We start from the raw sequence: 12,597 nt of genomic DNA, 5'->3' as shown, positions 1-12,597 counted from the left end.
TGCCGCGATGCGGGCCGCTACGGTGGGGGGCATGCCCAACATCGCATTGGAACTCGGCAAGCAGGCCACCAGCTTCGGCGTCACCTCCGCGTACGGCGAGCAGCAGGACGTCGACGGCGTGCGCATCGTCCCCGTCGCGCTCACCTGGGCCGGTTACGGCGGCGGTTCGGATGAGCAGGGCAACGGCGGTGGCGGGGGCGGCGGCTACACCCTCCCGCTCGGCGCGTACATCCGCCGCGGCGACGATCTCCGGTTCGACCCGAACCTCGTGTCGCTGCTGGCCGTCGGCATCCCGTTCGTGTGGGTCGCCGGTCGCGCGCTCAGCCGTGTCATCCGCGCCCTCAAGAAGTAGCGCAGACCCGGTCGACGACGCCCTCACCGCAGCGGTCGCCGCGGTGACGGCGCGCATCGTCGCGGTCGGTGCGTCGAACGCGGCGGTGGTCGTCGACGGGCGCAGCGGGGCGGGGAAGAGCTCGCTCGCGCGGCGACTGGTGTCGGCGTGGCCCGGGCGTGGCCGGGTGCAGCTCGTCGCGCTCGACGACGTCTACCCCGGGTGGGACGGCCTCGCGGCGGGCGTGGAATACGCCCGCGAGATGATCCTGCTGCCGCACGCGCGGGGCCTTCTCGGCGTGTGGGAACGCTGGGATTGGGAGGCGGGTTCGCGCGCGGAGGCCTACGCGGTCGACCCCTCCCTGCCGCTCGTCATCGAGGGCGCGGGCATTCTCACCCCCGAGGTCGCGCGGCTCGCGGACCTGTCCGTCTGGGTGGAAGCGCCCGCCGCGTCACGACGCGATCGCGCCTTCGCGCGCGACGGCGACACCTATCGGCCGCACTGGCAGCGGTGGGCGCGCCAGGAGGACGCCCACATCGAGGCCCACAGTCCCGCGGAGCGAGCCGACGTGCGCGTTCGGGTGCCGTGACGCCCGAGCCGGATCAGCCGCGATCGAGGGCCGTCATCAACCCGTCGAGGCGGTACCCGATCCAGTCGTAGACGCCGAAGCGCGGATCGTCGGGCTGGTGGTCGTCATCGCCCTGGATGCCGAGCCGCGTGGCCAGGACGAGACGCACGGCCGACAGTGTGCGCATCCACGCGAGGGCTTCGCCCTCGCCCAGGGCGACCGCGATGGTGGCGTCCGGGTCGCCCTCGGGCGTCGGTTCGCCGCCGTCGGCGCCGAGCGTCTGCAGCACGGTGGCGGCATCGTGCGTGCGGCGCTCGATGAGGTCGCCCCCGGTCAGTCGGCGGAACTCGCGGCTGGCGGCCTGGTCGTCGGGATAGGCGTCGGGCATCAATCGCGCCACCGCCGGGTCGTCGTCGGTGCGGGAGTCGGCGAGAAGGTCGCGGAACTGCCCCACGATCCCGGCGAGGTGGAGGGCTTCGAGACCGCTGATCTCGAGGACGACGATCCGCTCGCTCACGAGGGGTCCTTCCTGACGGTGGCCCAGAGGCCGTAATCGTGCATGGCCTGCGTGTGCGCTTCCATGACCTCGCGCGGGCCGCGCGCGACGACCGCGTGCCCCTCGTGGTGGACCGCCATCATCAGGCGGTGCGCCGTCTCGGCGTCGAAACCGAAGTACGTGCGGAAGACGTGCGTCACGTAGCTCATGAGATTGACGGGGTCGTTCCAGACGACGGTCTGCCACGACGACGGCGGTTGCGCGACGAGTTCCTGCTCGTGGTCGACGTCGAGGTCGGGGGAGGCGAGACCAGCCATCACGCCCACCCGAGCTCGTGCAGGCGGTCGTCGTCGATGCCGTAGAAGTGCGCGATCTCGTGCACGAGCGTGGTGTGGATCTCCTCGCGCAGCTCGTCCTCGTCGGCGCACGCGGCGAGATGCGACTCGCGGTAGACGATGATGCGGTCGGGCAGTTCGCCGACGCCGTACCGGTCGCGCTCGGTGAGCGCCCATCCGTCGTAGAGACCCAGGAGATCGAGCGAGCCGTCCTCGGGGCGGTCCTCGACGACGAAGACGACGTTGTCGAGGCCCTCGACCATGTCGTCGGGGAGGCGGTCGAGCTCGTCGACGACGAGCCGCTCGAAGGCATCGGTCGACATGACCATCGCGGGGCGCGCGTCGACGTCGTCGTTCACGTGGCCTCCCGAGAGTGAAAACGGTGGACGGATGCCGCATCCGCGCGGGCAGCGTCCGCCCTGTGATTCTACGGGCGCGGCGGGGACCGGCATCCGGAAACGCAGAAGCCCGGCGCGATCTCGGCCGGGCTTCTGGAGGTGGGGTGGCTAACGGGACTTGAACCCGCGGCCCCCGCGACCACAACGCGGTGCTCTACCAACTGAGCTATAGCCACCATGTGCCTTCGGAAGAAGACAACTGAAAGATTATGTCACACGTCGAGGGCGAACGACGACACGGCCGACGCCGACACGGCCTTGGCCTCGTCGCTCGTGGGGCCCGGCTGCGGCACGAACACCGCGGCGCGGTAGTACGCGAGCTCACGGATCGATTCGCGGATGTCGGCGAGGGCGCGGTGGCCGCCGTTCTTCGTGGGCGCCTGGAAGTAGGCGCGCGGGTACCAGCGACGGGAGAGCTCCTTGATGCTCGACACGTCGACGTTGCGGTAGTGCAGCCAGCGGTCGACGCGCGGCATGTACTTCGCGAGGAACATACGGTCGGTGCCGATGGTGTTGCCGGCGAGCGGTGCCTTGCCCTCGACCGGTGCGAAGCGCTGGATGTACTCCAGTGTCTGGAACTCGGCATCCGCAAGGCTGACGCCGTGGGGGATCTCGTCGAGCAAGCCCGAGGACCGGTGCATCTCGGTGACGAATTCGCCCATGTTGGCCAGGGCGGAGTCATCGGGCTTGATCACGATCTGGAAGCCCGGATCGAGCACGTTCAGCTCGAAATCGGTGATGACGACGGCGATCTCGACGAGCTCGTCGACGGCGAGGTCGAGGCCGGTCATCTCGCAGTCGATCCAGACGAGCCGGTCGTTCTCGGAGGCATTTACCATCCCCACATCCTACTGAGGGGGTGGGACACCGGGTCTGGTCCCCCAGACACGATTCGAACGTGTGACCGGCGGATTAGAAGGCCGCTGCTCTATCCACTGAGCTACTGGGGGTCGTCCGTCCAGGATATCGGTCGTGTCCCCGACGCCGCACCAGCCCCTGGTGTCGTCGGCGGCGCGGGCGTAACCTCCGGGCGAACGAGAGCAAAGGAGCACTCATGTCAGACACCGCGACACGACGTCTCTGGGTGGCCTACGGCCCGGTGGGGGTCGTTGGCACCATCCAGAAGGATGCCGAGGGCTACAGCGTCCACATGGCGGGCAAGGACGAGAGGCTCGGCGTCTACCCGTCGATGGACATCGCCAAGAGCGCGCTGCACGCCCACCTCAAGCCCGGCAGCGACCGCCCCGAGTTCCGCGAGCACTGAGCACGCGCCGCCCCGTCCGCTTCGCATCCGCGGCGGACGGGGAAGGTCGACGCCCGGGCATCGGAGCGGAGTCGCGGGCGAGCGGGTACCCGTGTCGCAGCCGTGCATCGATGCGGAGTCGCGAGGCGAGCGAGTGCCGAGGTTTTCCCCAGTCGGGGGTTCGGAGTCGCGAGGCGGATGGGTGCCCCGGTCCTACCCGGGCGGCGGCGCGGGTTCGCGAGGCGGGCGGGTGCGGATGTCCTACCCAGGGGTCTGCGCGGAATCGCGGGCGGGCGGGTGCTCGTGTGACGCCCGTGCGTCGGCGCGGAGTGGTGAGACGAGGCGGGGAGTTGCGAGCAGCGGCATCGCGATGTGCACGAGGGGTCCGATGCCGAGCGCGAACACCACGGTTCCGATGCCGACGGTGCCCCCCAGAAGCCAGCCCAGCACGAGCACGGACCCTTCGACGCTGAGGCGGCAGGCCCAGATGGGCCACCCGACCCGTCCATGCAGTCCGGTCATGAGGCCGTCCCGGGGTCCGGGGCCGAAGTTCGCTCCGATGTAGAGCCCGGATGCCGCCGCCACCAGCACCACGCCGGTGACGAGCATGAGTGCTTGGAGCCAGAAGACGTCGGGGTGGGGGAGGACGCCCAGGGCCAACTGCAGGCTCGTTCCGACGAGCAGGATGTTCGCGACCGTGCCGACGCCGGGCTTCTGACGCAGGGGGATCCAGAGGAGCAGGACACCGAGACCGACGATGTTGGTCACCCACCCGATGCCCACGCCCGTCACGCGGGAAATGCCCTGCGCGAAGACGGTCCAGGGGTCGACGCCGAGGCCGGCGGCGACCGTGAAGGCGCAGCCGATGCCGTAGACGACGAGTCCGATGAGAAGACGGGTGACGCGGGAGAACATGCTGCGATCCAATCACGCGATTGGACCTCGACGTAGAGGCCAATCTCGGTAATGTGGCCGCATGGACTCGCGAATCTCGGCACGCGCCCTTGCGGCGGCCCTCGGCGGCTGGAGGGGGAGCGGACCGGCGTACGAGGCCCTGGCCGACGGCGTGCGACTGCTCTGCCTCGACAACCGCCTCGCACCGTCGACCGCTCTCCCCGCCGAGCGCGAACTCGCGGCCGCGCTGTCGCTCAGCCGAACGACGGTGGCGGCGGCCTATCGGAGCCTCCGCGAGACGGGGCACATCGAGAGCCTCCGGGGCAGTGGCAGCGTCACCCTCCCGCTGCGCCGGAGCGACCCGGGCCGTCTCGATGCGGATGCCGACGACATCGACCTGCAGCAGGCGAGTCCCGCGGCGTGGCCGGGGCTTCCGGCCGTCATCGCCGAGGCCGCCGCCCAGGCCCCGGCGCTCGTCGCGCGCATCGGATACGACGTCGTGGGCGACCCCGCGCTGCGCGCGAGCATCGCGGATCACTACACCGACCGTGGGCTCCCCACCACCCCCGACCAGATCCTCGTCACGACGGGAGCGCAGAGCGCGATTCATCTGATCGCCTCCGTTCTCATCCACCGAGCCGACCGCGTCATGCTCGAGACGCCGACCTACCCGCACGCCGCCGACGCCTTCCGCCGTGTGGGGGCGCGCCTGATCGGCGTCCCCGTCGATGCGGAATCGGGGTGGGACATCGAGCGCGCCGAGCAGAGCTTCGCCCGGGCCCTTCCGTCGCTCGCGTACCTCATGCCCGATTTCCACAACCCGACCGGTCGGACGATGGGCGGACACGAGGTCGCCGCGTTCCTGTCGGGCGCGCGCAGCGCGGGGACGCTCCTCGTGCTCGACGAGACCACGGGGCAGCTCGACATCGACCGTCCCGGGGATGCCGCTCCTTTCCCCGACGACGACCGCATCATCCGCGTGGCCTCCCTGGGCAAGACGGTCTGGGGCGGACTGCGGGTGGGATGGGTGCGCGCCGCCCCCCACATCGTGCGTCGCCTCGCCAGCGGACGCCCCGTTCACGATCTGGGGACCCCGGAGCTGGAGCAGGCCATCGCCACGCGCCTCGTACCGCGACTCGATGAGATCGCACGGCAGCGCGGCGATCTGCTGCGTGCGGGACGCGACGCCCTTCGCTCCGCCTTGCAGCACACCTTCCCCGAATGGGAGGTTCCGGAGGTGCGCGGTGGCGTCTCGGTATGGGTCGGGATCGGGGAGCCCCTCAGCACGCCCCTCGTGATGAGCGCGCGCTCACGCGGTCTGGCACTGTCCGCCGGTTCGCGGTTCGCGGTGGAGGGTGGCCACGACCGGCGGCTCCGGATGCCGTTCACGGCTCCGCCCGCGACCCTCGAGCGCGCCGTGGGGATCCTGCGTGCGGCATGGGACGACGTGCGGGGCGGACGTGCGGTGCCCACGCGAGAGGACTTCGCCACGGTCGTGTGATCCTCACCGGCCGTAACGAAGGCATTCGACCGCGTCGCTCGACGACCAGAACTCGCCGAGTCGGCGGAAACTGCCGGACGCGGTGTGGAAGCGCTCGGCGGCGTATCGCCACCCGCCGTCGGCCGCGACGGCGCGGATGTGACCGACCACGATGCCCCGCGGATCGGCGATGCGCCACAGACCCGCGGCGACGTGCGTCGCCGCTCCCCACCCGGCCGAGCGCGGAGCCGGAGCGAGGTCGTTCCACAGTGCGGTGCTCATGCGGACACGGTACGACCGACCTCCGACATCGCCCCGTCGCATGCAGACCGCGCCTCCTCCCCAACGAGCGGCATGTGCCGTCCATCCACCGACCGGCCGTCGAGGCCCTCGCCGACCGTCTCCGACGCGCGACCCTGGGCGTGGCTCCGGCATCCGTCGGGCACACGGGTGCCGGAGCATCACTCACGTCGAGAGGACACATCCATGAGCGATCACATCACCTTGGTCGGCAACATCGTCGGCGACCTCGAGCAGCGCACCACTCGCGGGGGAGGAACGGTCGCCGCGTTCCGCCTCGCGGTGGGCGAGAGGCGCTTCGACCGCGAGAAGGGCGAGTGGGTGGACGCGCACACCAACTTCTACGCCGTCTCGGTCTTCGGCGAACTGGGCGCCCACGCCCTGCGGTCATTCCAGAAGGGCGAACGAGTCCTGCTGAGCGGCCGCCTCCGCCTGCGCGAGTGGGAGACGGAGACCAAGCGCGGCGTGAGTGCCGACGTCGTCGCGGACGCCATCGGCCACGATCTACGGTGGGGTGTCTCGACGTTCCAGCGCGCGTCCAAGCCTCAGCCTGCCGACGCCGAACCGACGGCCCGCATCGCGACGGACGGCGACGGGTGGGCGGTTCCGGGTGCGTCCCTCGAGCCGGACGCCGGTACGCCGGACGGCGGAGCCGAGGTCCCGCAGCCGCACGTCGCGGCGGGGGCCGGCGAGGCCGTGAGCGTCGGGATCCCCGCTGACGCCAACCCGTTCTGAACGCCGGGACGGGTGACCCGTCGGGGAGGCGCGCGGGGCGGGTCCGTAGACTCGTTCCCGTGCCCCGCCTTCTCGGACGATCCCTCGCCGCCCTCACGCTCGCGGCCGCGCTCGGACTCGCCGGATGCACGGGCGGACCGCCATCGACCGGGCAGGACACCTCGGGCGACGGAGCATCCGTCCCCTCGGCGGAGACGCCCTCGACGGACGCAGCGGGGTCGTCGTCGGCGGGCGACGTGTCGCCGACCCCGGCGGCATCCGCGACGGGTGAGGCCGCGCAGCGCCTCCCACTGTTCTCGCAGACCGTTGCATCAGTGTGGGCCGGACCGGACCCCGTCTCGGGTCGCGCCTACATCGATGCCCTCGTGTCGGCCGGTTTCGACAAGGCGGCCATGCAGGTCACCGCGGATCGATCCACGATCGGCAATGCCGCGGAGAGCATCGAGTTCTCCGTTCGCCTCGGCGATGAGTGCCTCGTCGGACAAGTGGGCCCGTCCATCGGCGACCCCGTGACGACGGTGCTCCCGGGACTGAGCTCGGGCGGCTGTCTGATCGGACAGACGCGCGCCATCGATTGGTGATCGTGCGGCGGCGGTTCCCGCGACGACGACTCGTCGGTCCGCGCGGCCACCGCCCCTAGACTGGAACGGTTATGGCCGAATACATCTACTCCATGGTCCGTGCCCGCAAGGCAGTCGGCGAAAAACTCATCCTCGACGACGTCACGATGTCGTTCCTCCCCGGCGCCAAGATCGGCATGGTCGGTCCGAACGGTGCGGGAAAGTCCACGATCCTGAAGATCATGGCCGGCCTCGACACCCCTTCCAACGGCGAGGCGCGGCTCAGCCCCGGCTTCACCGTCGGCATCCTGATGCAGGAGCCCGAGCTCGACGACAGCAAGACCGTGCTGGAGAACATCCAGGACGGCGTGGCGATCAAGCCCAAGCTCGACCGCTTCAACGAGATCTCCGCCCTCATGGCCGATCCCGACGCCGACTTCGACGCGTTGCTGGCCGAGATGGGCACCCTGCAGGAGGAGATCGACGCCGCCGACGGCTGGGATCTCGACTCCCAGCTCGAGCAGGCGATGGACGCCCTGCGCACGCCTCCGGCCGACGCCTCGGTGGTTCCGCTCTCCGGTGGTGAGCGCCGCCGCGTGGCGCTGGCGAAGCTGCTGCTGCAGAAGCCCGACCTCCTGCTGCTCGACGAGCCCACCAACCACCTCGACGCCGAGAGCGTCCTTTGGCTCGAGCAGCACCTCAAGGCCTACAAGGGCGCGGTCATCGCCATCACCCACGACCGGTACTTCCTTGACAACGTCGCGGAGTGGATCGCCGAGGTCGACCGCGGTCACCTGTATCCCTACGAGGGCAACTACTCCACCTACCTCGACAAGAAGGCGCAGCGCCTCGACGTCCAGGGAAAGAAGGATGCGAAGCTCGCCAAGCGCCTCAAGGACGAGCTCGAATGGGTCCGCTCCAACGCCAAGGGCCGTCAGGTGAAGTCGAAGGCCCGTCTGGCCCGCTACGAGGAGATGGCCGCAGAGGCCGAGCGCACGCGGAAGTTGGACTTCGACGAGATCCAGATCCCCGCGGGTCCGCGCCTGGGCAGCATCGTCATCGACGCCAAGAAGCTTGAGAAGAGCTTCGGAGACCGCTCGCTCATCAGCAACCTGAGCTTCAACCTGCCGCCGAACGGCATCGTCGGCGTGATCGGCCCGAACGGTGTGGGAAAGACCACGCTGTTCAAGACGATCGTCGGTCTCGAGCCGCTCGACGGCGGCACGCTGAAGATCGGCGAGACGGTCAAGATCAGCTACGTCGACCAGTCGCGCGCGAACATCGACCCCGAGAAGACGCTGTGGGAGGTCGTGTCCGACGGTCTCGACATCATCACCGTCGGCAAGACCGAGATCCCCTCGCGCGCCTACGTCTCGAAGTTCGGCTTCAAGGGCCCCGACCAGCAGAAGAAGGCCGGGGTGCTCTCCGGCGGTGAGCGCAACCGCCTGAACCTCGCCCTGACGCTGAAGGAGGGCGGCAACCTGCTCCTCCTCGACGAGCCGACCAACGACCTCGACGTCGAAACGCTCAGCTCCCTCGAGAACGCCCTGCTGGAGTTCCCCGGCTGCGCCGTCGTCATCACCCACGACCGGTGGTTCCTCGACCGCATCGCGACGCACATCCTCGCTTACGAGGGCACGGAGGAGCACCCCGACCAGTGGCACTGGTTCGAGGGCAACTTCGAGGCGTACGAGGCGAACAAGATCGAGCGCCTCGGTGCGGATGCCGCCAACCCGTCGCGGTCGACTTACCGCAAGCTCACGCGTGACTGACGCAAAAGCATCCCCCGCCTCGGGCCCCGCGACCGCGGGGCCCGAGCGGCTTCACGTGCCGATCCCGCTGCGCTGGGGCGACCTCGACGCGCTCGGACACGTCAACAACACCTCGATGCTCAAACTGCTCGAAGAAGCCCGATTGCGGGCCTTCTGGCGCGGTGACGACGAGGGCGAGGCGCTGCCGACGGCGGTGTTCGACATGAGCGTGCTCGAAAGCGGCGGAGAGCGCGCCACGCTCATCGCGCGCCAGGAGATCGAGTACCTGCGCCCCGTCCCGTACAGCCAGCGTCCGCTCGACGTGCGCATGTGGATCGGGGTGATGGGCGGCTCGAGCGCCGACATCTGCTTCGAGGTGTTCAGCCCGGCCGGCGACGCCGAGCAGGTGCTGTACGCGCGCGCCACGGCCGTGGTCGTCCTCGTCGACACCGCGAGCGGCCGGCCCATCCGCTGGAGCGCGGGGGAGCGGGCCGCCTGGGGGCCGTACGTCGGCGACCCGATCGAGTACCGCCGGCGAGCCACGAAAGGCTGAGACCGGGCGTCCACTGGACCGCCCCGCCGTCCGGCAAGAGGCGGCGATCGCACCCCTGTGCCACCGCACGGCGTGTCACGCCCGTGCATTCCGAACGCCGCTGTGCATGTGGCATCCGGATCAACAATCAGTCGCGCGGGACGCGCACCATGACCTCCTGCGCGACGCTCGCGAGGAGCACGCCGTCGCGCGTGTAGACGCGACCCGTGGACAGGCCGCGGCCGCCGCGGGCGTTCGGCGACTCCTGCACGTACAGGAGCCAGTCATCGACGCGGCCGGGACGGTGCCACCACATCGCGTGGTCGAGGCTGGCCACGCGCAGACCCGGCGCGTTCCACGGCACGCCGTGGGCGCGCAGGATCGTCTCCTGGATCGTCAGGTCGCTGAGATACGCGAGGGCGGCGCGGTGCACGCCCGGGTCGTCGGTGATGGGGCGACGCAGCTTCATCCACACGGCCTGGCGCGGCACCTGCGGGCCCTCGACCGAGGCGTACACCGGCGAGGTCACGTGACGCACGTCGACGGGACTCGCCGTCAGCATCCGCCGGCTGAGGGGGTGGAGCGTCTCGACGTCGAGCGGTGCGGTGTCCTCGGGCTGCGGGATGCCGTCGGGCATCGCCTCGAAGTGTTCCAGACCCGGGTCCTCATCCTGGAACGACGCGATCATCGAGAAGATCGGCACGCCGGACTGGAATGCCTGCGTGCGACGGGTCGAGAACGACCGCCCGTCGTGGATGCGATCGACCGAGAAGGTGATCTCGTCGCTCGGATCGCCCGGACGCAGGAAATAGCCGTGCATCGAGTGCACGGTGCGCTCGGGCGGCAGGGTGCGCGACGCGGCGACGATCGTCTGCGCGAGAACCTGGCCGCCGTACACACGGCCGGTCGGCATGGCCTGCGAGACGCCGGTGAAGATGTCCTCGGTCGTGCGCGCACCGGCATCGCGAAGGTCGAGCACGGCGAGCAACGACGCGACGGGATCGATGGCCTCGGTCACGCTGACTCCCGTTCCGGCGCGGCGAGTGCGCACCAGTTGCTAGTTTAGAGCGGGTGTCCGCGCGCCTGTTGTTCCCCGACCCGCAGGCGGCAGCCGACCTGCTCACCTTTTCGAGCCGAACCATCCGTCTCGGCGATGGAACCGTCCGCCTCCGCGCCCGCGGGGGAGTTCTCGTCACGACGGCCGCCCCTCTGGCTCCGCGCGGCTTGATGGACGCGACGCCGACCGTGCTGGGACTGCGCGCATCGGCGATCGACCCGGAACTCGAGTGCGACCTCGTCGTCGAGGCGTCCGCGCTGCTGCCGGCTCCCGACGACGCGAACGCGGTCGTGCTGCCCGAGACGGCGTCGTCTCCCGCGTGGGCGGGGATCTCTCCGCCGCAGGGCGGGTGGGAGCAGACGGGCGTCATCGACGCATCCGTGCTGGCCTCCCGTGCGCAGTACGGCGTCGCGGCCGTCGCCGACGCCCTGCCGGCGGATGCCGGTGAGGACGTCGTCCGAGTGATCCGCGCGCAGGTGTGGGGGCAGCCTGATGGGGCGCTCGCGGATCTGCCCCTGGGCGTCGCGTTCGCCGCCTTCGCCCTCGGCTTCATCGCGGGCAGCGAGGAGGCGCCGGTGCGTCGCAGCGGCGCGTGGACGCGCGTCAGCCTCGCCCGCGGCCACGTGCTCGTGCGCGGACCGGTGCGTTCCGGCCTGACCGCCGTGCGCGCGACGGGGAGCTAGCTCAGCCCGCGCACAGGTGCGCTCCGTAGCATCGGAGCAGCAAGGGGAGTACTCCCGACGCGGTGCATCCGTCATCACGAGTCCACGATTGGATTCCGGATGCATCGGTCCGAAGGGGCGGAGGAGACCTTGACGTCGCGACAGCTTGCCGCCCGTCGAAAGGTACCTCCCTCCATGGTCTCGTTCTCCCGTTTGTTCGACATCGCGTCGAAGGCCGTTGACAAGGCGTCGTCGGCGCAGTCCAGCTCGTCGGAACCTCGCTCGTCGAGCTCGGGCGGCCGCGATTGGCGCGACATGGTCCGCTCCGCCGCGGATGCCGTGACCGGTGACGGTCGATCCCGCGGCGCCGCCGCACCCACCGCGCCGTCCGCGGGCCGGTACGCCCCGCCGTCGGCATCTGGAGGCGCCGGATCCGGGCCCTCCCTCTCCGCGTCGGATCGCGCGGCCATCGCCCGCTACGACTACCTCGTGCGGACGGCGGACCCCGACCGCATCGAGCTGATGCACCGCGAGGCCTTCGGCCGCCTCACCCCGGCCCAGCGTCAGCACGTCCGGGAGCGAATGGATGCCGACCTCTCCCCGCACGAGCGGCCGCGCTCGGCCGCGCCGGACGATCTCGCCCGCACGGCCGCCCGCGCCGAAGCGGCGCGCCCGGGGCGAATGTCCGCCCTGCTGGCGAAGGCGGGCCGCGGCGGACTCGTCGGCGCGGGAGTCGTCGGCGCCGGGGGACTGCTCGCGGCCGTCGCGGGCGGTGCCGTCGTCAGCGCCGTCGCGGCTCCGCTGCTTGCGCAGGCAGGGGAGATGGGCGTGGACTTCGCGGGACTGGCCGAGGGCGTCGACCTGGAGGCCCTGGCATCCGGTGTCGATCTGGCGTCCCTGGCCGACGGCGGCGTCGTCGGCGACTGGGCGGGCGGAGCTCAGGATGCCGTTGCGGGAGCGGGGGAGCAGATCAGCGGCTTCGGTGAGGGGCTGTCGAACCTCGACATCCCGGGTTTCGGCGACTTCCTCGGCCGCTGAGGCCGGGCGGCGGACGTCTGCTCCGCGGCATGAGTCGTTCGCGGCCGCGTCGGCCGCTCCGCTTCGTCAGGCGGCTGCGCATCCCGGTCGCGCGGCGGAGCCGGACCGGCCTCCGAGCGGCTCGACCGGCGAGGCGGACCGGCGTGCGGTGGCGCGGCGGCGCCGGGACCGGCCTCTGAGCGGCTCGACCGGCGAGGCGGACCGGCGTGCGGCCGGC

Annotated in this window: 17 protein-coding genes and 2 tRNA genes; 10 read left to right on the top strand and 9 right to left on the bottom strand. The window is 70.8% G+C overall.

Annotated features, from left to right (window positions below; all coding sequences use genetic code 11):
* The first annotated feature begins 31 nt into the window (after window positions 1–31).
* Together B0B15_RS16825 and B0B15_RS10750 are read left to right on the top strand one after the other, a co-directional pair.
* A complete protein-coding gene (locus tag B0B15_RS16825; protein WP_076675934.1) occupies window positions 32–352 on the top strand; it encodes a hypothetical protein in 321 nt (106 codons plus the stop codon).
* Window positions 327–920, top strand: a complete 594-nt coding sequence (locus B0B15_RS10750; protein WP_256334278.1) for a nucleoside/nucleotide kinase family protein — start codon at window positions 327–329, stop codon at window positions 918–920. The genes B0B15_RS16825 and B0B15_RS10750 overlap by 26 nt, the downstream gene beginning before the upstream one ends.
* 13 nt (window positions 921–933) lie before the next feature.
* On the opposite strand, the gene B0B15_RS10745 is transcribed toward B0B15_RS10750, so the two are convergent.
* The 6 genes from B0B15_RS10745 to B0B15_RS10720 form a co-directional block, all read right to left on the bottom strand.
* The gene (locus tag B0B15_RS10745) at window positions 934–1,416 is read right to left on the bottom strand and encodes a DUF2017 family protein (RefSeq protein WP_256334277.1); all 483 of its coding nucleotides are present in this window, start codon (window positions 1,414–1,416) and stop codon (window positions 934–936) included.
* Entirely contained in the window at window positions 1,413–1,712 is a 300-nt protein-coding gene (gene clpS / locus B0B15_RS10740) for an ATP-dependent Clp protease adapter ClpS (RefSeq protein ID WP_083709006.1), read from the bottom strand. The genes B0B15_RS10745 and clpS overlap by 4 nt, the downstream gene beginning before the upstream one ends.
* The gene (locus B0B15_RS10735; RefSeq protein ID WP_076676467.1) at window positions 1,712–2,059 is read right to left on the bottom strand and encodes a metallopeptidase family protein; all 348 of its coding nucleotides are present in this window, start codon (window positions 2,057–2,059) and stop codon (window positions 1,712–1,714) included. Before B0B15_RS10735 ends, clpS begins: the two co-directional genes overlap by 1 nt.
* A gap of 169 nt (window positions 2,060–2,228) precedes the next feature.
* Window positions 2,229–2,304, bottom strand: a tRNA-His gene (locus tag B0B15_RS10730).
* 36 nt (window positions 2,305–2,340) lie between these two features.
* Complete coding sequence (gene orn, locus B0B15_RS10725; protein WP_076675928.1) at window positions 2,341–2,967, bottom strand: oligoribonuclease; 627 nt, start codon at window positions 2,965–2,967, stop codon at window positions 2,341–2,343.
* Window positions 2,968–3,002: 35 nt separating this feature from the next.
* Window positions 3,003–3,078, bottom strand: a tRNA-Arg gene (locus B0B15_RS10720).
* A 104-nt stretch (window positions 3,079–3,182) separates the two neighbouring features.
* Here B0B15_RS10720 and B0B15_RS10715 point away from each other — a divergent pair.
* Window positions 3,183–3,392, top strand: coding sequence for a methyltransferase (locus tag B0B15_RS10715; RefSeq protein WP_076675926.1), 210 nt, complete (start codon window positions 3,183–3,185; stop codon window positions 3,390–3,392).
* Window positions 3,393–3,632: 240 nt separating this feature from the next.
* Here the strand turns inward: B0B15_RS10715 and B0B15_RS10710 are convergent, their stop codons facing one another.
* Window positions 3,633–4,286, bottom strand: coding sequence for a membrane protein YczE (locus tag B0B15_RS10710; RefSeq protein WP_076675920.1), 654 nt, complete (start codon window positions 4,284–4,286; stop codon window positions 3,633–3,635).
* A 61-nt stretch (window positions 4,287–4,347) separates the two neighbouring features.
* Here B0B15_RS10710 and B0B15_RS10705 point away from each other — a divergent pair, with 61 nt between their 5' ends.
* Window positions 4,348–5,766 (top strand): MocR-like transcription factor YczR, encoded by a 1,419-nt coding sequence (locus tag B0B15_RS10705; protein WP_076675919.1) that lies wholly within the window; start codon window positions 4,348–4,350, stop codon window positions 5,764–5,766.
* A gap of 3 nt (window positions 5,767–5,769) precedes the next feature.
* On the opposite strand, the gene B0B15_RS10700 is transcribed toward B0B15_RS10705, so the two are convergent.
* A complete protein-coding gene (locus tag B0B15_RS10700) occupies window positions 5,770–6,027 on the bottom strand; it encodes a hypothetical protein (RefSeq protein WP_091366455.1) in 258 nt (85 codons plus the stop codon).
* 204 nt (window positions 6,028–6,231) lie between these two features.
* On the opposite strand from B0B15_RS10700, the gene B0B15_RS10695 reads away from it, so the two are divergent.
* The 4 genes from B0B15_RS10695 to B0B15_RS10680 all read left to right on the top strand — a co-directional run bounded on the left by B0B15_RS10695 (window position 6,232) and on the right by B0B15_RS10680 (window position 9,644).
* A complete protein-coding gene (locus B0B15_RS10695) occupies window positions 6,232–6,780 on the top strand; it encodes a single-stranded DNA-binding protein (protein ID WP_076675918.1) in 549 nt (182 codons plus the stop codon).
* 59 nt (window positions 6,781–6,839) lie between these two features.
* Window positions 6,840–7,361: a DUF6993 domain-containing protein gene (locus B0B15_RS16510; protein ID WP_176776620.1), complete on the top strand. Its 522-nt coding sequence runs from the start codon at window positions 6,840–6,842 to the stop codon at window positions 7,359–7,361.
* Between the two features lie 71 nt (window positions 7,362–7,432).
* Window positions 7,433–9,112, top strand: coding sequence for an energy-dependent translational throttle protein EttA (gene ettA / locus B0B15_RS10685; protein ID WP_076675917.1), 1,680 nt, complete (start codon window positions 7,433–7,435; stop codon window positions 9,110–9,112).
* On the top strand, window positions 9,105–9,644 hold the full coding sequence (locus B0B15_RS10680; protein ID WP_076675912.1) for an acyl-CoA thioesterase: 540 nt from the start codon (window positions 9,105–9,107) through the stop codon (window positions 9,642–9,644). The genes ettA and B0B15_RS10680 overlap by 8 nt, the downstream gene beginning before the upstream one ends.
* 127 nt (window positions 9,645–9,771) lie before the next feature.
* Here B0B15_RS10680 and B0B15_RS10675 read toward each other — a convergent pair whose 3' ends face one another.
* A complete protein-coding gene (locus B0B15_RS10675; RefSeq protein ID WP_371113253.1) occupies window positions 9,772–10,674 on the bottom strand; it encodes an acyl-CoA thioesterase in 903 nt (300 codons plus the stop codon).
* 20 nt (window positions 10,675–10,694) lie between these two features.
* Here B0B15_RS10675 and B0B15_RS10670 point away from each other — a divergent pair, with 20 nt between their 5' ends.
* Both B0B15_RS10670 and B0B15_RS10665 read left to right on the top strand, forming a co-directional pair.
* A complete protein-coding gene (locus B0B15_RS10670) occupies window positions 10,695–11,363 on the top strand; it encodes a DUF8185 domain-containing protein (RefSeq protein ID WP_076675904.1) in 669 nt (222 codons plus the stop codon).
* 174 nt (window positions 11,364–11,537) lie between these two features.
* Window positions 11,538–12,380 carry a cation-transporting ATPase gene (locus B0B15_RS10665; RefSeq protein WP_076675902.1) on the top strand — a complete coding sequence of 281 codons (843 nt, stop codon included), beginning with the start codon at window positions 11,538–11,540 and terminating at the stop codon, window positions 12,378–12,380.
* Window positions 12,381–12,597: the final 217 nt, after the last annotated feature.

The organism is Microbacterium sp. RU1D, assembly GCF_900156435.1.
In the GTDB taxonomy this organism is placed as follows: domain Bacteria; phylum Actinomycetota; class Actinomycetes; order Actinomycetales; family Microbacteriaceae; genus Microbacterium.
Note: the sequence above shows the minus strand (reverse complement) of the source record. Positions and strands in the feature narration are given on the sequence as shown.